Annotated in this window: 18 protein-coding genes and 2 CRISPR repeat arrays; all 18 genes read right to left on the bottom strand. The window is 37.1% G+C overall.

Annotated features, from left to right (window positions below; genetic code table 11):
• Positions 1-50: 50 nt before the first annotated feature.
• Positions 51-2,346: direct repeats of the CRISPR family, unit length 30 nt; unit sequence GTTTCAATACATCCTATATTACTATTAATC.
• Between the two features lie 176 nt (positions 2,347-2,522).
• Positions 2,523-2,816, bottom strand: coding sequence for a CRISPR-associated endonuclease Cas2 (cas2, locus tag ACH2DQ_RS26085; protein WP_394913765.1), 294 nt, complete (start codon positions 2,814-2,816; stop codon positions 2,523-2,525).
• Entirely contained in the window at positions 2,813-3,811 is a 999-nt protein-coding gene (cas1b, locus tag ACH2DQ_RS26080; protein ID WP_394913764.1) for a type I-B CRISPR-associated endonuclease Cas1b, read from the bottom strand. Before cas1b ends, cas2 begins: the two co-directional genes overlap by 4 nt.
• A gap of 95 nt (positions 3,812-3,906) precedes the next feature.
• Positions 3,907-4,398 carry a CRISPR-associated protein Cas4 gene (locus tag ACH2DQ_RS26075; RefSeq protein WP_394913763.1) on the bottom strand — a complete coding sequence of 164 codons (492 nt, stop codon included), beginning with the start codon at positions 4,396-4,398 and terminating at the stop codon, positions 3,907-3,909.
• Between the two features lie 20 nt (positions 4,399-4,418).
• On the bottom strand, positions 4,419-6,962 hold the full coding sequence (gene cas3 / locus ACH2DQ_RS26070) for a CRISPR-associated helicase Cas3' (RefSeq protein WP_394913762.1): 2,544 nt from the start codon (positions 6,960-6,962) through the stop codon (positions 4,419-4,421).
• Positions 6,963-7,028: 66 nt separating this feature from the next.
• Positions 7,029-7,196: a DUF6783 domain-containing protein gene (locus tag ACH2DQ_RS26065; RefSeq protein WP_394913837.1), complete on the bottom strand. Its 168-nt coding sequence runs from the start codon at positions 7,194-7,196 to the stop codon at positions 7,029-7,031.
• 140 nt (positions 7,197-7,336) lie between these two features.
• Complete coding sequence (cas5b, locus tag ACH2DQ_RS26060; RefSeq protein ID WP_394913761.1) at positions 7,337-8,041, bottom strand: type I-B CRISPR-associated protein Cas5b; 705 nt, start codon at positions 8,039-8,041, stop codon at positions 7,337-7,339.
• Between the two features lies 1 nt (position 8,042).
• Positions 8,043-8,999 (bottom strand): type I CRISPR-associated protein Cas7, encoded by a 957-nt coding sequence (locus tag ACH2DQ_RS26055; RefSeq protein WP_394913760.1) that lies wholly within the window; start codon positions 8,997-8,999, stop codon positions 8,043-8,045.
• A complete protein-coding gene (locus ACH2DQ_RS26050; protein WP_394913759.1) occupies positions 8,996-10,780 on the bottom strand; it encodes a hypothetical protein in 1,785 nt (594 codons plus the stop codon). Before ACH2DQ_RS26050 ends, ACH2DQ_RS26055 begins: the two co-directional genes overlap by 4 nt.
• Positions 10,781-10,795: 15 nt before the next feature.
• A complete protein-coding gene (gene cas6 / locus ACH2DQ_RS26045; protein WP_394913758.1) occupies positions 10,796-11,488 on the bottom strand; it encodes a CRISPR-associated endoribonuclease Cas6 in 693 nt (230 codons plus the stop codon).
• 360 nt (positions 11,489-11,848) lie between these two features.
• A CRISPR array of direct repeats spans positions 11,849-14,246; the repeat unit is 30 nt; unit sequence GTTTCAATACATCCTATATTACTATTAATC.
• 422 nt (positions 14,247-14,668) lie between these two features.
• Positions 14,669-15,289, bottom strand: a complete 621-nt coding sequence (locus ACH2DQ_RS26040; RefSeq protein WP_394913757.1) for an alpha/beta fold hydrolase — start codon at positions 15,287-15,289, stop codon at positions 14,669-14,671.
• A gap of 223 nt (positions 15,290-15,512) precedes the next feature.
• A complete protein-coding gene (locus tag ACH2DQ_RS26035) occupies positions 15,513-15,983 on the bottom strand; it encodes a VOC family protein (RefSeq protein WP_394913756.1) in 471 nt (156 codons plus the stop codon).
• A gap of 74 nt (positions 15,984-16,057) precedes the next feature.
• On the bottom strand, positions 16,058-16,771 hold the full coding sequence (locus tag ACH2DQ_RS26030; RefSeq protein ID WP_394913755.1) for a tryptophan synthase subunit alpha: 714 nt from the start codon (positions 16,769-16,771) through the stop codon (positions 16,058-16,060).
• A gap of 4 nt (positions 16,772-16,775) precedes the next feature.
• The gene (locus ACH2DQ_RS26025; RefSeq protein WP_394913754.1) at positions 16,776-17,924 is read right to left on the bottom strand and encodes an iron-containing alcohol dehydrogenase; all 1,149 of its coding nucleotides are present in this window, start codon (positions 17,922-17,924) and stop codon (positions 16,776-16,778) included.
• A 166-nt stretch (positions 17,925-18,090) separates the two neighbouring features.
• On the bottom strand, positions 18,091-18,888 hold the full coding sequence (locus ACH2DQ_RS26020) for a BtpA/SgcQ family protein (RefSeq protein WP_394913753.1): 798 nt from the start codon (positions 18,886-18,888) through the stop codon (positions 18,091-18,093).
• 233 nt (positions 18,889-19,121) lie between these two features.
• Positions 19,122-19,892, bottom strand: coding sequence for a nucleoside phosphorylase (locus tag ACH2DQ_RS26015; protein WP_394913752.1), 771 nt, complete (start codon positions 19,890-19,892; stop codon positions 19,122-19,124).
• A gap of 178 nt (positions 19,893-20,070) precedes the next feature.
• Positions 20,071-21,018 carry a carbohydrate kinase family protein gene (locus ACH2DQ_RS26010; RefSeq protein WP_394913751.1) on the bottom strand — a complete coding sequence of 316 codons (948 nt, stop codon included), beginning with the start codon at positions 21,016-21,018 and terminating at the stop codon, positions 20,071-20,073.
• A gap of 3 nt (positions 21,019-21,021) precedes the next feature.
• Positions 21,022-21,588: a cysteine hydrolase family protein gene (locus ACH2DQ_RS26005; RefSeq protein WP_394913750.1), complete on the bottom strand. Its 567-nt coding sequence runs from the start codon at positions 21,586-21,588 to the stop codon at positions 21,022-21,024.
• 134 nt (positions 21,589-21,722) lie between these two features.
• Positions 21,723-22,361: ABC transporter permease (locus ACH2DQ_RS26000; protein ID WP_395028642.1), on the bottom strand; the 639-nt coding region annotated here is incomplete at its 5' end.

Raw genomic sequence — 22,361 nt, 5'->3', positions numbered from 1 at the left:
TATATTACTATTAATCCCTATGTAAAGCCTAATATCTCTATAGGAGATACGTTTCAATACATCCTATATTACTATTAATCTCTTCTTAGCGCACGGGAAATATTACAAATTCTAGTTTCAATACATCCTATATTACTATTAATCATATGTGGCAACATCCCACCAAAAAGCAAATTCGGTTTCAATACATCCTATATTACTATTAATCCATATGCCTTTTGCCAGGTACTAAGAATATCCTCAGTTTCAATACATCCTATATTACTATTAATCATACGAATGCGAGGGAGCGTTACCCGTTCCCAGCGGTTTCAATACATCCTATATTACTATTAATCGATGTTATTCATATTAGAAATAGGTTTGCAATTAAGTTTCAATACATCCTATATTACTATTAATCTTACAGGGAATAGGGCGGACTATAAAATCTGAGGTTAGTTTCAATACATCCTATATTACTATTAATCTGCAAGCAGAAAATTACCAAATTTTAGAATAGAGTTTCAATACATCCTATATTACTATTAATCGGAAGCGGATTTCAAATCACAACTTGTAAATTACAAGTTTCAATACATCCTATATTACTATTAATCTTGTAAAAGACTTTAGTCAATTTGAGTTGGAGCAGTTTCAATACATCCTATATTACTATTAATCACTTTCCTTTTAATATAGAACTTAGAGTTGGTTGTGGTTTCAATACATCCTATATTACTATTAATCCAAATGAATGGGATTGGTTTGTAACATTGACACGTTTCAATACATCCTATATTACTATTAATCACTCTTAACGTAGAAAAGGTAAATCGTTATGACTAGTTTCAATACATCCTATATTACTATTAATCACTGGACATACTGTATATCTTGGTAGTCGGAAGAGGTTTCAATACATCCTATATTACTATTAATCCTAGCCTAAAAACCACTTACACAAACAGATATTTAGTTTCAATACATCCTATATTACTATTAATCTGTTCTTTCCACTTCACCAGGGTCACATTATCATGTTTCAATACATCCTATATTACTATTAATCTGTATGACCACATGGAATTTACTAATCCATTAGGGTTTCAATACATCCTATATTACTATTAATCCCATAACCCGATTCTAAGATTGCTTGTGCAGCGTTTCAATACATCCTATATTACTATTAATCCCTGGCGTAAAATTCCATTGTCTAATCCCTATCTTGTTTCAATACATCCTATATTACTATTAATCAAGGTATCAAAAAGAGTAAATGGAAAGTTTGCAGAGTTTCAATACATCCTATATTACTATTAATCTATCCACGTTAAGCATATATTGTGGGGCTTCTTCAAGTTTCAATACATCCTATATTACTATTAATCTCAAACTTGTCACCGACGAGTGTGTACTCGATGGGTTTCAATACATCCTATATTACTATTAATCAGAAAGAATGTGTAGATCCAAGGTTCCAATACGTGTTTCAATACATCCTATATTACTATTAATCAAAGTTCCAATACCGATTTAATATCCATGATTACGTTTCAATACATCCTATATTACTATTAATCGCAATTAGAAACATTGGGCGGTGATCCAAAATCGAAGTTTCAATACATCCTATATTACTATTAATCCCGCCACCGGAAATGGACATATGGGATACGGAAGAGTTTCAATACATCCTATATTACTATTAATCCATCTACGCTTCCCCGATCTCCGCATGATAGGCGAGTTTCAATACATCCTATATTACTATTAATCGAAAAAGTAAGAGCCGAGCAAGGATTTGCAGCTTACGTTTCAATACATCCTATATTACTATTAATCGAAGAGCCGCTTTTACCATTAGCATTACATCTGACGTTTCAATACATCCTATATTACTATTAATCATAACCTACCAATTTACACATAATGATTTCCTCCGTTTCAATACATCCTATATTACTATTAATCGCATGACCAGATCTATGCCTTTCGATAAGCTTCTGTTTCAATACATCCTATATTACTATTAATCCCATCTGCGATAATTCCATCCATATCCTTAACCGGGTTTCAATACATCCTATATTACTATTAATCGTAACCCCCGAAAAATTATTAGAATCCTGCTACAAGTTTCAATACATCCTATATTACTATTAATCACGATGTGAGCCTGAGATTTTTCCCGGCTGTCAAGGTTTCAATACATCCTATATTACTATTAATCAGCAAAACAAATGCAAGAGAGATAGAAATTATGAAGTTTCAATACATCCTATATTACTATTAATCCTATTCCGGGGTGCTTTTATGTACAAATTTAGAATCGTTTCAATACATCCTATATTACTATTAATCCAACGCAAATTCAACATTCCTCCCATTAACTATACCCCACATCCCCCATAAAATCAACCTTTATTACAAATTTTACCAGGTGCCAATCGTTTTCGTCCTTGCCAATACAAAACCCTCATTTTACCCGATCACTATCAAGTTTTTCAGCTTTTCCCCTTTTTGGCACCTGGTAAATTTTATAAGATCAAATCTTCTCCCGTCGATTGATCTCGCTTTCCTAAAATCTCCTCTCCAAACACATTATCATTCATTAATTTAATGATGCAAACAAAATCCTCTTCTTTGTCAATTACTTTATTAATATCCGTTCTCAGTTCAATTAACTTTGATGGCGTTATTTCTCCTCGGAATACGGAGTATTGGAAATGTGATAAATATTTCTTACATACTTTAAATACCTTTTGGACTCTTTTTTCATTTACATCATAGAACACAAAAGCATAATTATAAGATAGTTGTTTTTTCATCATATCCCCTCCTTCAGCGAGAATGGTATAAATTCTTTTTCTTCTAAAACAAATTTGATTAATTTATAGCAATCTAATTTTATGGCAGTGCGATAGCTCACTTTTCTTTTTAATCTTGGGTGTAAAAATACTGATTCCAAACGTTGCTCAAATGCTTCCACAAAGATTTTTCGCCCGTCTTCATTTAGAAGACAGTAATTTACTTTTTTATCAAAATGCTTCTCTACCTGTAAACGCCGGTTATTGACCAAATCAAAGATGGTTTTATAGACGATGACCGGTTTAAAAACTTCACTCATGTCAAGGCTTAATGAAAACCGGCCTTCTGACGGTTCGTGGAGATAGCTTATTCTTTGATCCAGGTGCGTCCGATAAATTGCCGAAATTGTCTTTGTATACAGCAATGTGTTTCCAAAAGATATCAATGCATTGATTGGGTTGTCCGGCGGACGCTTTACTCTCTTATTCATAATAAATTCTTCCGGTAGAAAATATTTAAAAGTCCCATAAAATTTAATCCATGCTTCGCCCTCATATGACATTAATTCAGCAGGGGTTTCCGCTCTCTTCACACGATTGGGAAACTCTTTTTTCAGCCAGTCTATCGTCTCCTTAACTTCTTTCTTATCATGCTTATAGTAATGATATAATACTTCCCCCATATTCACACCGATCCCATATACAATCGCTTTTGCTATCTCCATTCTGGATTCCTGATACGCCTCTACCTGTCTGACAATGAGGCGTCCGCTATTATAATGGTTCTTTGGATAAAAGGTGCCGCTGTATCCTTCATAGTAATTAAAAAAATGAACGATCACTTGATTTTGGCTGAAAAAATCCAATAGTTTTGTATTGAAAGACACCTCATTTAAGCAATAAATTTCTTTTGTATTTTCAATCGGAATATAGATATTTTTACCATTTTTCCGAAAGCATAGTGAGTTATCTTTTCTTGTCAACTCTCCCATAGACATTAAATATTTTGTAGATCCCATGTTTTCCTCCTTCGTTTCATCCAGAACTTCTTTAACCTATTTAAAATATTTTACAAGTACAGTCTATACCTTAAGGATTTTCTATTTCCCTTGATTTAAATAAAACAATATTCATAATAAGCACACTTTTTACATTGGGATTTCCCAATTCCTTCCGGCACGACATTACTTTCCAGCAATGCCTCTATCTCTTTGATGTACTGTTCTAATTTTTGTTCTTCTTCGGCTCCAAGCTCCACAATTACAATCTTTTTATTGGTTTGCTTTTTTTCTACAAACTCTAACTTTCCTTTTCGTACTATGCCTTTCTCTTTTAATACTTTGAGATAATATAACAGCTGCCAGCGGCTGGCTTCCATATCTGCATCTGATTTTTTAACTTCGGTCAGGTACTCAGCCGTCAATTTATCCAGTCTGATATTCTCTATTGCGATTTCTGTATCCTTCCCCTGCGCTTTCTCTTCATGTATCGCTTTCCCAATCATTACAATCTCACTGTTATCTTCCAGATTCAAACGATTTCCATGTAGGTAGCACTGGCGTCTGCAGTGAAAATAATAATTAATTAAAGTTCCATTTACCTGCATTTTCTCTTCCCCCACTTCTATTAGTCCACAAATAATACCCCTTCAGATTCTAATTTCTTACGATTTAATTTTCCATTTTCAAAGTAAGTTTCACCATCCTGAATACAGTATAATTCTCCCAAAACGCCGCTGTAATTTAGATTTGGATTCCACTTTACCTGATAAATAAAATTATTTAGTTTACTTCTTACATCTGATAATTTCACCTGCTTTTCCGAGAAATCCATCGTCCTGTTACGAAGCAGCATTTCATACTGTTCCCATAAACTCCATCCGTCTAACATAGTTCCATCTTCACATTCCAGTGTTCTGCAAATTACTATACTCATATTCCAATTGTTTTCATCTATTAATTTCATGCGTTTTGCTATTCCCGGACTGTCCAGATATTTTACCGTTTCATCAAAAAAGTGATCCAGCCCCTCTGTAGATGTGCTGTCATTCCTTTGGCATTTTAATACTTCCAGAACCCCTTTGTAATATTTTCCAAATTCCTTCTCCTTTAATATCGCTCTCATATCTGGTGCAATAAGCGTAAATGATTCATCCATTCGATAATCCTGTCCATAAATTCTATCTGCCCGATCCAGGTCAAAGAAGTAAACCACTGCATCTTCTCTTTTACAGGAACGGTTAATGCGCCCCAGAAACTGTTCTTCACTATCCAGCTTGGAGATGTCTTTAAATCCAAGATCCATATCGATATCCACACCGGCCTCAATTACCTGCGTAGAGACAAGGATCATGCCGGAAATCTTTTTTTCCCGAATCGGCTTTAAGATCTTCTCTCTTTCATACATAGAATCATCTCCCGTGATAAGGCAAACAGGTACCGATAACTCATCACAATTACATAAATAATCGTAAAACTCATAAGCAGAATCTTTTTTAATAAATGTTACCAAGATCTTCTTATCCGGCATGCTTTTATCGATTACCTGCTGCATTAAACGGTCCATCGTCATTTTCTCATTTAACAAATCATAGGATACCGTAACCCGGTTCTGAAACAGCGGATGGTTAAAATATTTTTTACGATCTTCAATCAGCCTTCTCACCGTTCCTTCCCCGCCATCCAGAATATCAAGCCCCGGCAAAGTAGCCGACATGATAATGATTTTCATTCCAAGAAGTTTTGAACAGGCACGTAGAAAAATCATGATTTCTGCCCATATGGTATTCTTATAACTTTGAATTTCATCCAGGATTACGATACTATCCGTAAGCTGCAAAAAAGAAAATATCGCTTCCTTTTTATTTCCAAACAAAGTTTCAAAAAAGCTTACATGGGTTGATAATATAAATGGATAATTCAAAAACTGCCGGTCCAGTAACGCATTTTGATAATAGTCTTTCGAGTCCTCAGAGACATTTCCCTTTCCGGTTATAGGATTTAAAGAATTCACCACTACAATCTGATCCTGCACCTTTTTGTCTCTGAATATTTCCTGCAAATTTATTCTGTTTTGTTCAACAAGCGTATTAAATGGATAGATATAGAATATTTTTTTCCCTTTATCTAACAATTGAAATCCCAAATTCATTGCCGTATTACTTTTACCGCTACCCGTTGGGGCTTCCAGAAAATAAATGGATTCCTCCGGATATTTATGCAATGTTTTCTCTGCCTCCAGGAACATTTCACTTCTCATATTATTAATTTCACTCTGTTCCCCGGTCGTCGTCTTTCCTCCGTTACTATTGTTTTTTTCATATTTCCGTATACTTTGGTACAACTCTGAATTTTCATAGGGTTCTCGAAATGTATCTGCACATTGAATGGTTCCAAATTCTTTGATCTGCACATTTTCCATGTACTCGGTTGTGGCATAATAGTCGCACGCAACCAATGCGGAATATAAGTATCGCATATAAAAAAAGCAGACAATATCCTGGTCCCGGCTCAGTCTTTGCTTTACATTCGAATATTTATGAAAACTCTTTGAGATAGAATCACCGGACAGACTGCGTAACCCGTGAAATCCCTGCAGTCCGAATTTTTCCAGGACATTGAGCAGATATCCGATTTCCCCTTCCTTATCCTGAAATTTTGATATAAAATCTTCCATTTTCTCCAAATCACTATGATGTCTTGATATGATATATGCATTCATCCACGCCAAAACGATCAGCATACTCCTGTCCTTTTTAGAATAACCGCTTTTTTCAATCTGTTCTAAAAAATAATCTAAATAAAGGATTGAAGAAAATAAGGAATGGTCCGCTCCAGACAATCCATCCAGAACCTTTACCGGCGCCTGCAAATTTTTCATTTTCTGTTTTTGAAACGCCGGATTAATTTTTCCAAAATCATGAAATATGATTACCTGGCAAAACATTTTATAAATAAAACCAAGTATTTCACTTGTGGCATTTGGAATAAGCTGCAGCGCAAACCGCTCAATTACATTTGACAAACCTTTTTCAGTTTCCAGCAGCTCAAAATATTTCTGGCATCGGTTCAGGTGTTCTTTTAGCGTTTCTTTATCAGCATCATCCTTCCAGTGTGCATACAATGGATAATCTGCATCTATTACTTCTTCTATTTTAACAAAACAAGCCATAACTGCCTCCCCATTTTATGTTTAATTTAAAGTCTATTTCATCTCTAACATTATCTTTTATTATGTTCACTTATATCTCCTAAAGCGTGTTTTTAAATTGCTTTCTGTCAGCTGTGCGTCACACTTTGTGGGAGATTTGTCCCGAATAAAGGGAGCGCAGCCGGCTACGAAACCTGAATTCAGTGCAAATATGCCGCTAAGTGGGGCGTGCAGATGGCGGGAATGAATTTTCAAATACGCTAATATGTCATAACAAATTAAAACCGCAGAATATAGAATGATTCTCCTATACCCTGCGGTTTCCTCCTTACCTGCAACCAATTAAATTTAAGTTCAATGTCTGACAAACCAGATTTCCAAAAATTTATGATTCATTAATAGAAAACAATATTCTTTTCACCGATCTGGTAAACATCCTTTTTGCACTGCACCATTTCAGCGTCGGTCAGAATAAATTTTTTGACCTCGTAGAGATTTGTTGCTTCTTTTAAACCGATTGGCAAATATTCACCATATTTAAAAGTCATTTCATCCAGGTCAAACTCCACAACATCTTCCGGCACTAAACTGTGTAGATTCTTTTCTTCGCATGTCACAGGCTGTGCCTTTCCAATTTCTACCTCTCCTATATCTGCCAGATGATTATTTCTGCCCAAATATGGCGTGTAAATACAACGCCTGTTTGCCATAAAATCAGCCAGTTTTTCACTTTCGGGATCCTGGATCAGAACACAGACTGTCCAGTCAGGCTGCTCCAGCCACTGCTCTTTCACAATTAGATTTCCGCCCATTTCCTGAGAAGCATATCCTACTGTATTATTGTAAAACTGAATTTTCTTTTGAAAATACCCATGTTTTGGTTCCGGCATTACAGAGATCTGGATATCCTTTAATTTCTCATAGAATTCGGGATAACGCTTGTATTTGTGCTCATATCCCTGATACCCCATAATGGCACCAAACATGCCTAAAAGCGCTACTTTATGTATGTTCCCATAAGTAAAATAATAGTAGGTATTCACTTCAGGTACTTTAAAGAAGGCGTTTTTACCTTTTAACCTGAATTTTAAAATTTCCATATCACACCTCTTTCCGGGTTATGATATTGAAATAACGTGCTCCTTCCACATCTGCCTCTAACTTCGTTGTATATGGATTAAAATATATTTCGATAGATTGAACCTTATCCTTAACCTTGTTCAATAATTCTGAACAATTTAATCGAATTACATTTTTCTCATCTTTTTTATCTTCATTTTTCTCAAAAGTAATATATTCGGACAGACACGGCAGATAGAGATCTTCTTCTGTTTCCACAAAAAGTGCAAACTCATTTTCACACCCTGCTTTCGCATTTGTAGCAAATGCCGTCGCTGAAACGATGGAAGTCTCTTTAAAATTCTGGTAATCCTCCTCTGTATAGCCTTCCGTTACCCCTAATTCCACAAATTCCTTATATGCAAGGGGATTAATTACAAATGGATAGAAATAGTGAGCCTCATTACTGACTATTTTTGTTCCAAGGGTAGAGTTCTTGGCTTCTTCACCATCTTTCACTTTAGAAGCATCACGAAATGGAGATAGAATCGGCTGCTCCTGAGGATCTGTATAATCATATTTATTGAATCCCTGACCGATCTGCACCGCACCGGTAATCGAGATATTATTACCTGATTCTGCAAATGTAGCACCAAAATTCTTAACATCTACAGCATGGAATAAATTCCGAAGAACCGACTCTATATCTTTGCAGTCTTTTAAATCTGCTACATCAAATATCTGTTCATAACGTTCTTTTAAACTTCTGGGTATCAAAGAGACTTCTCCCTTTTTCCCTTTCTCAAATCTCATGGACTTAATGTAAACAACGGGTTTTCCCTGATTATCCCACATCTTCTTCATTGGATATTTCAGCGCCTTATCACTTCCAAAAGTTGATCCGTCGGAAGTCGTTTTCGGATATCCTGAAAAATCTGCATTCCAGTTTGCCATAACGGATGAAATCCCTAAAACACCATATACTCTTTTATTCATCATAACTTTTCCCCACCTTCCTGATTCTTCTTAACGTAAATGAGCGATGAAGCTGTAAACCCTGCTGCAATCATTTCTTTGTTCAGTACCTCATTTTCTTTCGGTATATAACTCATGATATGTGTAAAAATCTGTTCTGCCCGATTATCCGGATAATGGGAAATATCATAATTATATTTCTTATAGAGCTGTAACAATCTTTTTCTTACAACTTCATGATTTTTTGCATTAAGATAAGGATTGACCAGAGAAGACGGTTTATTATTTGCCTTACTTCTGGAAATCAGGTAAGAAACCATCTGTCCTGCTGCGTAGCCAAACTCTTCTCCCGACATAAATTCCCACTCATCTTTCAGATCCATTTTTTCTCGTAACTGCTTTCTAACATTCTCCATTTTTAACTCCATCCCCCTATCCTTGTTGAAATAATCGATCAGTGACCATCTCAAATTAAATTGCCTCTGTGCCAGAAAGACTCTTCCATTTCCAATTGAATTTATGATCAAATCTATTGAAATCTTATCCAGGAAAGCTGCTATATTTTCATCGCATCCCTTATAAAACCATGCAAAAAGACGATCTCTGCTTTCCAAAAGCGTTCTTTTTAACACACCATCCGTAATCGGAATATCTTTTGCCTCTGTAAAGAAATTGTTTGACAGCTTATTTTCAAAGAAAGTTTGATCAATAACTCCTTTCATTTTCCAAAGCTTATCATAGAACGTATTATATTGAATATCATACTTTTCCAGTGTTTTATCAGGAATACCAATACCATTTTTCAAGCAAAATGGTGGCGATAACTTTGTATTATAATCACTGATTATATCTCCCTGATGAATCTCAACTTCTTTTCCTTTTTTAAGGCGTAAAAAATAACCATTTCGCATTCCCTGCGGCTCTTCTGTATTCGAGTATCCCCGAAACCACAAATAATCGGAATTGATGTATATATTAACTTTCCCTTTAGATGCAAATCCCATTAAATAATCAAATAATTTAGCCTGTAAAATAGCTTCGTTTTTATCCAAAAGGTACGGAACTGCAACCTTTCTAGTCTTGTTTGCCAGATACGGTTTTTTTGCATTCATTCCCATATTATCATTTGGTAATCCCAGTATATTTCCCGATTCCACTTCGTTAAAATCATTATTATTAAAGATATTTGGATATAGATAACGGCTGCCTTCACATTGATACAGCGCTTGTGTTTCCTTCCAATTATCTAAAACAAAAAAGATTTTTATGTAATCCTTTTGATCAAAATTAAGGTCTTCCCAAATATCTTTATCAGCAACATATTTTCTTATTTTTTCTATCAGCTGAATATTGGGTTTTCCCAATTCTTCTTCTGTTGCTTCATATAATACTTTTGCCTTTGTCTTCTTGGCATATTTTATTTCCGGATTTTTTAAAGTTTCATAATAAGAATCCAAAATCTCTTCTGTTAATTTTTGCTCCTTAATACTGTCTTTTTTCATCCACAACGACAAATAATTGTTTGAATGAATAATTTTCTTAGCATCAATCGGCTTATTCATTTCCAAGAGTTTACTATAATAATCCATATAGCAAACCTGGTCATAAATGGAATCTGTTTTTCCAATTATTTCATCATTTTTTCTATCATACCGGATATCTAATGTTTTCTCGATTTTATAACTATCTTCCGTCAACTTAATAATCCGATAGGTACCATCTTTAGGAACATATTTATCCAGTACCAGCCTGTCTCCTTTTTCCTGGAGCATCTGCCGGAAGACTTCCATTGCTTCCTGTAACACCTGATCACCCCTTTGCTACAAATACCGATAATTAATAAAGCCCGCTCCTCGGGCATTATTTTCTCCTATTCCAGTTCCTATCGCCATATACCATAATTTTTGAGCCGTTGGATTTTTTGATACGATCATATTTACCTTATCACCTAACAAAGTAATTCCCTTGTAAGGAACACGTACCGGCACTTTATTTTTAAATTCAATATAATCATAAAGTGAAAAATCCTCATCGAGTTTTTCCCCCATTAACTGATTATATTTTTTAACCAGATTAATCTTCAAACGTTTTTCAAACTCCTGTACATTCATCTGATCCCGCCAGTAACCATATTCTGTCTTTATTACAACTGGTGTTAAAGTGTAAATTTTTTCTAATACTTTCTGCTGAATAATTTTTATTTCGCCATTTAATCCCACAATTTCTTTTGACGAATGATGACTCAGCATATTCGAAAAATATTCCGCAAGTTCCTGCCGAACTGTCCGAATCCTCATAACATAAATCTTGCCCTGTTGATAAATTCCGTCTTTCTCACATGGATATGGAAGATCATAAACATAATACTTAAACTCTCTTCGATTATGTAATTCCAGAAATTCATCTGTTTTTCCAAGCGCACTATCCAGGAAATAGGCGATTGTTCCGGTAGCTTTGGCATAGTCCATATTCTCTAAAAGACGTATCCGAAGCTGGTATTCAAAAACTAGCAATTGTAACTCACTCCTCCCATTGATTAAGTAAATCTAAGTCATATAGATCTGGGTATTTATAATTAAAATTGTTATTAATTTTAGATCTATATAATTTAAATTTCTTTGGTTTATTTGTGTATTTTTCACAGTAATATTATATTATAAATGGGATATTTTGTCAAATTATTTACTAAATTATCGAATGATATTTTTAGTGGGAATTTGTTAGGGGTTTATCTTAAGAATCGGGGAAACTTCAGATTGCTTCCAATTATATGTGGGCTGGTTTTTATGTTATTTATTATGATGGGTATTTCTTTTTTTAATGAAGCTGATATTCAATTTGGAGATTTTTAGAGATGGATGTGGCGCTCTTGAGTTTCAATGTATTTTATATTGATATTAATCGGTAGTTAAGTTGTTTAGGGAACAGGCTGTGTGGGGTATATAAAAAATTTTCATTTGGCATTTCAATATATCCTATATTACTATTAATCTCAAAATCGCTAACGACTTGTACCAGAGCTTCATCATGTTTCAATACATCCAATATTACTATTAATCGTGTTAGAGTTTGAACTTACAATGTCGGTTCAATCGTTTCAATACATCCTATATTACTATTAATCATTTATACCTCCTTAATTTAGGCACCTAAATTACGTTTCAATACATCCTATATTACTATTAATCACTCAGGGAAAGTTATGGACTCGGGGCCATAGTTAGGTTTCAATACATCCTATATTACTATTAATCCAAACGGAATATACTAGAAGTAAGATAACCAGCTAGTTTCAATACATCCTATATTACTATTAATCTCTTTCGTATAAATGTCATACATAATTCCTTGTAAGTTTCAATACATCCTATATTACTATTAATCATAATTCAAAGTATAAGGAATGCCAGCGGGTTTAGTTTCAATACATCCTATATTACTATTAATCTCTATAAAATCGAAACTCCGTTTGGTGTTGGATAGTTTCAATACATCCTATATTACCATTAATCATAATTTTGCGACTAACTATTGTTTGGATCAGTAGTTTCAATACATCCTATATTACTATTAATCAAAATCTTATGAATCTGCTCCAATGTGTATTTCTGTTTCAATACATCCTATATTACTATTAATCTAGTCATAATGATAAAGATGATATTTATTTTGTTTAGTTTCAATACATCCTATATTACTATTAATCTGTACATAGGAAAATACGTTTCTGTGTGTCGGACATGTTTCAATACATCCTATATTACTATTAATCTAACTGGTTCTGTTCTTCAATATTCCCGGAATTTTCCGTTTCAATACATCCTATATTACTATTAATCTCCTCTTACGCTCATAAGGTTCTTGATCACCTTGGCGTTTCAATACATCCTAATATTACTATTAATCAAATAAGTTTTGAATCTTTATTCCTGTTATGTACACGTTTCAATACATCCTATATTACTATTAATCATTAGGATCATACACCAATTGTGTAAGGGTAGAGGGTTTCAATACATCCTATATTACTATTAATCTGTTGTTTTTGGACTGTGCTTTAATGATTTTAATTCGTTTCAATACATCCTATATTACTATTAATCATGTAGCCTTTGTGTACATTACTAATGTAGATGGGTTTCAATACATCCTATATTACTATTAATCTTGGTCTACACGGGGAAAAAGAAAAAGCCGGAATTGTTTCAATACATCCTATATTACTATTAATCCAAAGTTACTTTAATAGAGAACGAAACGGATTTGTTGTTTCAATACATCCTATATTACTATTAATCTCGGATATCCGGATACATCAATGATGTCTTTAAGTTGTTTCAATACATCCTATATTACTATTAATCTCTCGGCGTGAACAATGTTTTTGTAAATGCCTGGTTTCAATACATCCTATATTACTATTAATCAAGGATCGGTATAATAGGCGGTTAGTATCTTATGTTAGTTTCAATACATCCTATATTACTATTAATCGGTTCCTTCCATAATTCCAATTGTGGAATTTTCCGTTTCAATACATCCTATATTACTATTAATCTTCTTTCTTTTTACCCTGCCGCTTAAGTGCCACGCGCGTTTCAATACATCCTATATTACTATTAATCGGTATCTCGGTAGGAAATAATTCTAGCATTAACTGTTTCAATACATCCTATATTACTATTAATCGGGTTCGCTATCTTCTTTGGATTCCGATGTTTCACGGTTTCAATACATCCTATATTACTATTAATCCAATTATCCCCTTAAGAAAGGGATTGGAAATAAGTTTCAATACATCCTATATTACTATTAATCCCTATGGTATCCCAATCGCTTAATAATATGAGCGAGTTTCAATACATCCTATATTACTATTAATCGAAATAGATAACCCGGCAAAAGAGCATTGAAAGCAGTTTCAATACATCCTATATTACTATTAATCTCTAACAGATGTTCTATTTCCTTATTCCTAGTCCTGGTTTCAATACATCCTATATTACTATTAATCGGTACGCAACATTTCGTCTCGGATGTCCTTTAACATGTTTCAATACATCCTATATTACTATTAATCAGGCAAAAGAAACGATTTGGAAGACCTCTACGATAGTTTCAATACATCCTATATTACTATTAATCCTTATATCCATTTTTAGACCTCCATGTTTCACGGTTTCAATACATCCTATATTACTATTAATCTGCTATTTCAAGACTTTTTTCGTGCCTTTTATCGTTTCAATACATCCTATATTACTATTAATCCAACGCATTTCCTACCTTCTTTCAACCACTATATCCTAAAACCCCCACAAAATCAAGGCTTTTCTAATTTTTTACCAAGTATCTCATCCTATTTCACTTTCCCTCATCCAAACCTTCTTTTCCCCATATAATTCAAGGCTTTATACCCAAAATAAATTTTCCACGCCTGGTAAAATTAAGCTCAAATGCGTCCATATCCTATCTGCATAAAATACAGACACCATAAAAATCATCCAATAAGCCAATTCCACATACCCCGCTCTCCTTCAATGAACCAAAACCCTGCCTCCCCCATAATTTTCAAATTATTCCAATGACATCCTCCCTAATAAAATTCAACATTAAAACACGGTCCAAAATATGGACCGCCCCCCAAATAATAACTCCCTATAATGTTATCTATAATATCTCCACGCATTTTTCTATCTATTGAAAAATTCATCTACGATCTTACCCAGTCTTTCTGGTGCATCCATATTAACCTCATGCCCGGAATTTCCTATTATTTGCAGATCAGCTTTTTTTATATTTTCTGCTAAGTACTTTGCAGATTTAATATTTGCATGATCTTTTGCGCCACAAACTACTAAGACAGGGCAGGTTATAGCTTTCATACTATCAGTGAAATTTAATTCTGTCATCGAATTTGTCAGCTCAATTACTTCTTTCTTTTTAAGTCCCATGTTTTTAAAAGTGGACTCTGGCATGAACTTAAAAACGATGTTCTGAAATTTGAGTAATGTTTTTGGCATTTTATATTGTTCTGCAATTAATATTAATGATTTTACTTTTTCAGGGTGGTCGATGGTATAGTTTAGTGCCAGCACCGCACCTAATGAAAGCCCGCATATATTTACCGGATCAGAAATACTATCACAATATGCCGAAAAAGCCTGGTATAAGTTTTTATATGTGAGACTTCTTTCTGTACATAGTGAAAATAATTCCGGACACAAAACATGATCTTGCTTTGTAAAATAAGTAATTGTTTTGTCCCAACTAGATGAATTCTGTCCAAGCCCGTGAAGATAGATATTCTGCATACAATAATTGCCCTCCATAGTTTGATTGCCGTTTTACAATATTTATTATTATAGCAAATAAATATGGAGAAATATAGCACGGAATATATGAATCAGTATATTCCGTGCTATATAATCCTTTATTTTTAATATACAATTCCCTGTTACATTTAGTATTGGAATACCAGCTTAAATTATATACCCATGTGGAAATTAGCTACATTTCAATACTCCCCCTCACTCCTTAAATCCCCTCACCCTTAGTCTTCGGCAACAGTCTCCTATCATCCGAAAGCCTCAAAAATGGTGCATAAGCCACTTCCCATGGATAGCCGTCCGGATCCAGGAAATAACCGGAATATCCGTCATAGCCTCCCCAATCTTTCCACTGGGGTACCTGGTGGGAGCTACCTCCTGCTTTTATTGCTTTGGCAAACAATTGATCTACTTCTTCTTGATCTGCGCCGTTTATCGCCAGTGTGAACCCATTATAAGGTTTCTTGGGCGACACGGGAAGCTGTGCATCTTTTGCCAGGAAATCATAGGGAACTAATCCCAATACGATGTTGCTGGTGAGCATAAAGGTGCACATCTTCGGATCAGAATCCGGAGAAAGTTCCCACCCCAGTGCTTCATAAAATGCAATCGAACGCTCTATATCTTCTACTCCCAGAGTAATGATCGAAATGCTCCGGGCAATGCCTTCCTGTTTCATAATCTTTCTCCTTTTCCTGTCCTATGTTCTGATTGATTCATTTACCATTTTACACGAACATCGTTAACCCATGGTTAACACTGCGCCGCAAACATCCCAATCATTTCTTTCATTGCAGGAATGTCTTCATGGAGTTTTAAAATCGTACTTCCTATAAATGCCGCATCACCGCCTGCTTCTTTTACCATCTTCACGTCTTCCGGCGCATGTACGCCTACACCACAATAGATCGGACGCTCTATCCCACAGGCACGAAGGTGGGCGATGCAGTCAGAGAGTAAGGGGTATTGCGGGTTACTATTTCCGGTGGGTTTCGCCTGCATATAGACAAATCCATTTGACTTTTTAGCCATCTCTATTTCTTCCGACAGCATATGGTATTGAACGTAGCAGGATACCCTCAGCCCCGCCTCCATAAATCTATCTTTAATAACATTGTCCTTCAGGCCTACCAGCAGAATATCTTTTAAATTGTTCTCCAGACAGAAACGAATGAATTTATCAGCACCAATTTCCTCTACGGTATTTTCATATGCCAATACCAGGAGCTGGACATCCGGAAGCCTTTTTTGCACTGCAATAATGCTGTCCATATATTTGTCATAGTCGTCGCATACTTCCAGAGCCTTTGCCATTCTGCCTGCTATGTAATCACCTTCCAGATAAGGATCTCTGGACGGAAAATCTATTTCAATCATGCCGCATCCGGCATCTGCGTATTCAATTGCCATTTCATAGCTGTGTTCCAATGTTGGGTAACCGTTTGATAAGTAACAAATTATTTCCATAACTCTATTCTCCTTTATATGCCTTTTTAAATAATTCCACGAACTGTTCTAATGACGGGATGACGGGATTGGTTTTGGTACAGCCATCTTCCAATGCGGTCTTTGCCATTTCATCTAGCAGGCTGTTGAACTTTTCCTCGTCCTCAATAATTTCCCCAAAGCATGCCGGAATATGAAGCTGTTTATTCAGATTTGCAATCATATCCGCCAGATTTTCTCCCCCTGCTTTTTGTGCAAGGTCTTTGTAAATCTTTTCTGCTCTTGCATCCTGGCTGTTGAACCGGATCACATAGGGTAAAAGCATCGCATCTCCCAGTCCGTGCGGTATGTGAAAGAATCCTCCCAGGGTATGTGCCATAGAATGTACGATGCCAAGGGAAACGTTTGTAAATGCAATGCCTGCTGCCATAGAGGCATTTAGCATCTTTTCCCGGACTGACAGATCCTTGCCATTTTCATATGCCTGGGGTAAATATTTGATAATATCCAATGCTGCCTGGGTGGCGAGAACATCCCCGATATAATTTGCCCTGGTAGATGCCAATGCTTCAACCGCATGGGTCAGGGCATCCATCCCTGTCTCTGCCGTTATACGCGGCGGCATGGAAACAGTCACCACCGGATCACAGATTGCAATGTCCGGCATCATTTCCATATTTCCTAATCCATGTTTCATTCCAGTTTCGTCATCGGAGATTACAACAGAACGGGAAACCTCACTGGCTGTGCCGGCAGTAGATGGAATGCAGCAAAAATGTGCTTTTGTCCTGAGCTTTGGAAATGGATTCGGCGGCAATACATCTTCCAGTTTCTGAAGCTGGGGATTTTCATAATAAATCCACATGGTTTTGGCTGCATCCATAACGGAGCCTCCTCCCAGAGCTACAATCAGATCTGGCTCTGCAGTCTGCATTTCTTTTGCGCCCCTTAACACGGTGGCAAAGGTCGGATCCGGCTCAACGCCTTCCACAACGGAAACAGCTGCCCCGTTCTCCTCAAATAATCCTTTTACCTTGTCCAGCATACCGCTTTTCTGCATACTGGAGCCTCCAAGCACGATCGTAACTCTTTTATATGCCAGCGTTTTGATATGTTCCAGACAGCCCTCTCCAAACAGGAGCTGGCTTCCGGCTAATTTCATAGGTCTCATCATATTTCCAATACCTCACTTTTTTACTTATTGATAAAATTTTGTTTGATCTCTATCTCTTCATCTTTTGTTTTTTCCACTAATGTTTTTCCAATTAATTGTAGGACTAAAATTGACGCATTCATTCTGCAAACACGCTCAATAGCTTACAAATGGCGTGAATGTATTTCTAGGCACGTTCTAACCCTTCAATCACTTCCCGCACAAGGTCATAATCGATGGGATTCGAAAGAATTCCGCCTTTTTTCAGGCTGGAACCGATGATTGCGCCATCTGCCGTCTGCATCTGTTCACTGATGTTAGAAGCATTTACTCCACTTCCTGCAAAAACCGGAAGTGAAACTGCTTTTTTCACACGGGCGATCATATCAATCGGTGTTTCCACCCCAATTTCACTGCCCGTTACAATAATTGCATCTGCCCCATTAGCGGCTGCCTCTTTTGCAGACTGCTCCACCGCAATATGCGGAAGCAGCATATGGGCATGTTTTACCTGAACATCTGCCATAATCTTCACATGAGACAAGTTCAGCTGTTTTCTGTATTCCATGCATTCTTTAGCACAAGGCATAATATATCCATCCGTAAACACTACCGTATCCACAAACACCGGAACCCGTACAAAATCTGCACCTGCGATACCTGCAATGGCGAGGGACGCCTTGCAGTCATTAAAAGCCGCATCAATACCAATTGGAATTTTAACTGCTTTTCGCACTTCTATTGCTGCAGCCGATAATGCTGCAATCTGTGCGGTATTCAGCAGTGCACTAAATGGAGTATCGCCCATATTTTCCACAATCACGGCATCCACACCTGCTTTTTCCAAAGTCACTGCATCTTCAACGGCACGTCTTAAAATCTGTTGGTAATCACCGTCAAATCCTGCTGTACCGGGAAGGGGAAGGCAGTGGACCATGCCGATTACTGTCTTTGTACTGGTTGTAAATATCTGTTTATTATTCATTCTGCAAACTTCCTTTCTTAATCATTAAGGCTCAAATTTCTTTTCTTGTCATCCATTCTTGATCTCTTTTTTTATTTTTCATGCTTAAATTTTTTTTTATTTTTCATTCTTAATTTCTTTTATATCATTCATGCATAAATTTATTTTATTTAACTTTCATTCTTAATTTCTTTTCTAATCATCCATGCTTAATTTCTGATCTTTATGTTTCATTCTTAATTTACTTTTCTTTATCATCCATTCTGCGAATTTATTTTCTGATTCTGATCATACTGGTAAATTCCTTCCAGTACGGTTCTGCAAAGCAGATCCTCCGCATCCTTTCTGTCCTGTCCCTGCAATGTCTCCTTTAAATTTTCTAAAACAGTAGTCATGGTTACAATGCAGGTTTTAACCCCCATAAGCCTTCCAACTGTCAGCAGGCAAGAGGACTCCATATCAATACCGGTTACTTTTAATTCTTTGAGTTCCCGGAAGGTTTCTGACATATCTCTGCCTGTTTCCAGGGAAAACCGGGAATCATGCATCTGACTGTAAAAACCATCCATGGTGCAGTTGATGCCATTGACATATTTTGCTCCCATCCGGGTCACTGTTTCATTCATTGCATTGACCAGTTCAATATCCGCAACAGCCGGATAAGACTCTTCTACATAAGTCAGGCTGGTGCTCTCCCGCCTCATGGCCGCAACGGGGATAATAAATTTTCCCAGCAAATCATCCTGCAGGCCCATTACGGTTCCCATTCGGACTGCAACTTCCATGCCAGCCTCATACATTTCTTCCAGTGCAATTGCCGCTGAAGGTGCACCGATTCCGGTAGAAGTTACCGTTACCGGGACTCCCTTATAGATGCCTGTGTATGTATTAAATTCCCTCTGGAACGCCACATGCACCGGTTCCTCAAGATATTGTTTCAATACATCCACTCTCCAGGGATCCCCGGAAAACAATACATATTTTGCAATACTGGAACGGTCCGCTCCTAAGTATAGTGTGCTCATTGACTACCTCCTTTGCTAAATCCATTTATTATGCTCTTCATATTTTAAAAGTTCTTCATATTCTTAAAACTCTTCATATTCTTAAAGCTCTACATTTTCTTAAAGCTCTTCACATTTTTAAGCTCTTCATTTTCTTAAAGCTCTTCACATTCTTAAAGCTCTTCATATTTTTAAGCTCCTAACATGCCCGAATCTCCCGATACTTTTCCAGAAACTGTTCTTCCCCAGGCAGATTCGTACAGCACCCTTCCGCCTGCAACACGAACCAGGAAAGCACACTGCCAAGTCTGCAGCACTCCACACTCTCCATTCCTCTTAAATACCCATAGAGGAATCCCGCCATATAGGCGTCCCCGGAACCGGTAGCATCTACAATGTGCTCAGCTTCACAGATGCCGATTTTCCGGGTGCTGATCCCTTGAGGAGTTCTCTCATAGCAGATGCTTCCGTCTTTACCCATGGTGGTCACAATTACATCTGCCTTACCGATTTCAAACAGTTTTGTAATATCAGGAAGACCATATATCTTCTCAATCATTTCCCGTTCCACTTCGTTGGTAAAAATTATTTTACTTCCGGTGAGAAGGGTCTTTAGAAATGCTTCCGGAAATGCATCGAAATCGTCTTTCATGCCAAATACCACAGGCACCTCATGTTCCATACACTGCCGGTAGAATTCCTCATTATCTTCCCTTGCCGCAACCGTAATGACGCCCAGTCTGGCTCCCTCAAATAAACTGCCGTCCACAGGTCCGGCATACTTGCTGTCCATCGCACCGGGATAAAAAACCGTAATATGGTCATTATTATTATCCTGCAATAAATAACAAACCGAGGTAGCCTCTTCTTCTATCACACGAATCCCTTCAAGGGGAACGTTGCCAGCTTCCAGGAACTGTTTAAAACCATTTGCTTCATAATCCCCGCCTACTCTTAATACCGGCAGCGTATTGACCCCCAGCCGGTTCAGCCCATAGGCAATGTTGACGGAGCACCCGCCATAATAGATCTGTACATTATTTTTATTGGTCACCAGGGATGTGCAGCCAATGGTCGCCGGCGAAGCGATTTTAATAATATGATCCATACTCACATATCCGCTGGTTAAAACCTCAAACTGACCCATTCCCTACAACTCCTCCCTGTCCAGCATCTGAAACAGCGTATCCATGTCCACTACCGTCCCCAGATATTTGTTGATGTCCTCCAGATGCACCTGATTCACAACCTCAGAATTGGTTGCCACACAATCTGACACCACGTAGCTATCGTAATCCAGATAAAATGCATCGGTAACGGTTGCACGGATACAGCAGTTTGTCTTCGTCCCCACAACAATCACATTCCTCACGCCATTTTCACGCAGCACCAGATCCAGGTCGGTTCCAAAGAAGCCGCTGTACCTGCGCTTTTTAATAATATAATCCTTTTCATAATCCACTTCCAGCATGGGATCTATTTCCTCTCCCCCGCTGCCTTCAATACAGTTAGGTCGCATAGATGCCGCCTTTCTGTCAAATTTACCTTTCCGGTTACAGTGCTGAAGGAACACGATAAGCGTCTCTTTCTCCCTGCATTTGTCCAGAACTTCCTTTATTTTAGGTAAAATTTCCCGGTTCTGGGGATAGAAAACCAATCCCGCTTCATCGGTAAAATCTTTCACCATATCTACAATTAATAAAGCCGTCTCACTCATCGCTGCATATTCCTTTCTCTTTTAAAGCATGTTTCAATGCATTCTGCAATCTCCACGCCTCCATAGTCAAACATCTCTCAGTCAGCTGCGGGGCATTTGCTCTTCACTCCGCCCCACTCGTTTTCCCGGGAAAATCAATGGAATCCCCTCACCTTGTTATTTCTGTATTTCAACATGGAAACAATGGTTAATACAATACTCATTACCACATACGGGATTACATCAAACAGCGCAGCTGCCGGTCCTGCATAGAGTCCCATATTTACCGCAAGAGCTCTGGCTGCACCGAAAACGATGGCATACATCGCACTGGAAATGGGATCGCCCTGACCGCAGTAGATGGCTGCAATGGCGATAAATCCACGTCCGGCTGTCATATTATTGGTAAAGAGAACCATGCGCTCCAGTGCCAGGTTAATCCCTGCAAGTGAACAGCACACTGCGCCTAAACTAATCGCCAGATACCGGTATTTATTTGTATTCAGTCCCATATTTCTGGCTGCATCTTCATTTTCCCCCACTACTCTTACATAGATACCAAACTTTGTACGGTACATCAAAAGCCAGATCAGCCCGATTCCGATAAATGCCAGATAAGTGATTGGTGTATGCCCGCTTAAAATGTCTCCAAGGATCGGAATCTTATCAATAACAGGGATATGTATTTTAAAATCCGCTACATTTTTCCAGGTCAGCGTAATGTTGGCAGACTGCATGTACTGAAGTACAAAGCCTGCCACTGCCGGAACCAGCATGTTAATGGCAAGACCTAC

The organism is Robinsoniella sp., assembly GCF_034124845.1.
The sequence above is the reverse complement of the archived record's forward strand: the minus strand, read 5'-3'. Positions and strand labels throughout refer to the sequence as shown.

What these genes read in the sequence shown, in the direction of transcription:
- cas2 (WP_394913765.1), bottom strand. Translation starts at nt 2,816, where the DNA reads ATGATGAAAAAACAACTATCTTATAATTATGCTTTTGTGTTCTATGAT.
- cas1b (WP_394913764.1), bottom strand. Translation starts at nt 3,811, where the DNA reads ATGGGATCTACAAAATATTTAATGTCTATGGGAGAGTTGACAAGAAAA.
- ACH2DQ_RS26075 (WP_394913763.1), bottom strand. Translation starts at nt 4,398, where the DNA reads ATGCAGGTAAATGGAACTTTAATTAATTATTATTTTCACTGCAGACGC.
- cas3 (WP_394913762.1), bottom strand. Translation starts at nt 6,962, where the DNA reads ATGGCTTGTTTTGTTAAAATAGAAGAAGTAATAGATGCAGATTATCCA.
- cas5b (WP_394913761.1), bottom strand. Translation starts at nt 8,041, where the DNA reads ATGGAAATTTTAAAATTCAGGTTAAAAGGTAAAAACGCCTTCTTTAAA.
- ACH2DQ_RS26055 (WP_394913760.1), bottom strand. Translation starts at nt 8,999, where the DNA reads ATGATGAATAAAAGAGTATATGGTGTTTTAGGGATTTCATCCGTTATG.
- ACH2DQ_RS26040 (WP_394913757.1), bottom strand. Translation starts at nt 15,289, where the DNA reads ATGCAGAATATCTATCTTCACGGGCTTGGACAGAATTCATCTAGTTGG.
- ACH2DQ_RS26035 (WP_394913756.1), bottom strand. Translation starts at nt 15,983, where the DNA reads ATGAAACAGGAAGGCATTGCCCGGAGCATTTCGATCATTACTCTGGGA.
- ACH2DQ_RS26030 (WP_394913755.1), bottom strand. Translation starts at nt 16,771, where the DNA reads ATGGAAATAATTTGTTACTTATCAAACGGTTACCCAACATTGGAACAC.
- ACH2DQ_RS26025 (WP_394913754.1), bottom strand. Translation starts at nt 17,924, where the DNA reads ATGATGAGACCTATGAAATTAGCCGGAAGCCAGCTCCTGTTTGGAGAG.
- ACH2DQ_RS26020 (WP_394913753.1), bottom strand. Translation starts at nt 18,888, where the DNA reads ATGAATAATAAACAGATATTTACAACCAGTACAAAGACAGTAATCGGC.
- ACH2DQ_RS26015 (WP_394913752.1), bottom strand. Translation starts at nt 19,892, where the DNA reads ATGAGCACACTATACTTAGGAGCGGACCGTTCCAGTATTGCAAAATAT.
- ACH2DQ_RS26010 (WP_394913751.1), bottom strand. Translation starts at nt 21,018, where the DNA reads ATGGGTCAGTTTGAGGTTTTAACCAGCGGATATGTGAGTATGGATCAT.
- ACH2DQ_RS26005 (WP_394913750.1), bottom strand. Translation starts at nt 21,588, where the DNA reads ATGAGTGAGACGGCTTTATTAATTGTAGATATGGTGAAAGATTTTACC.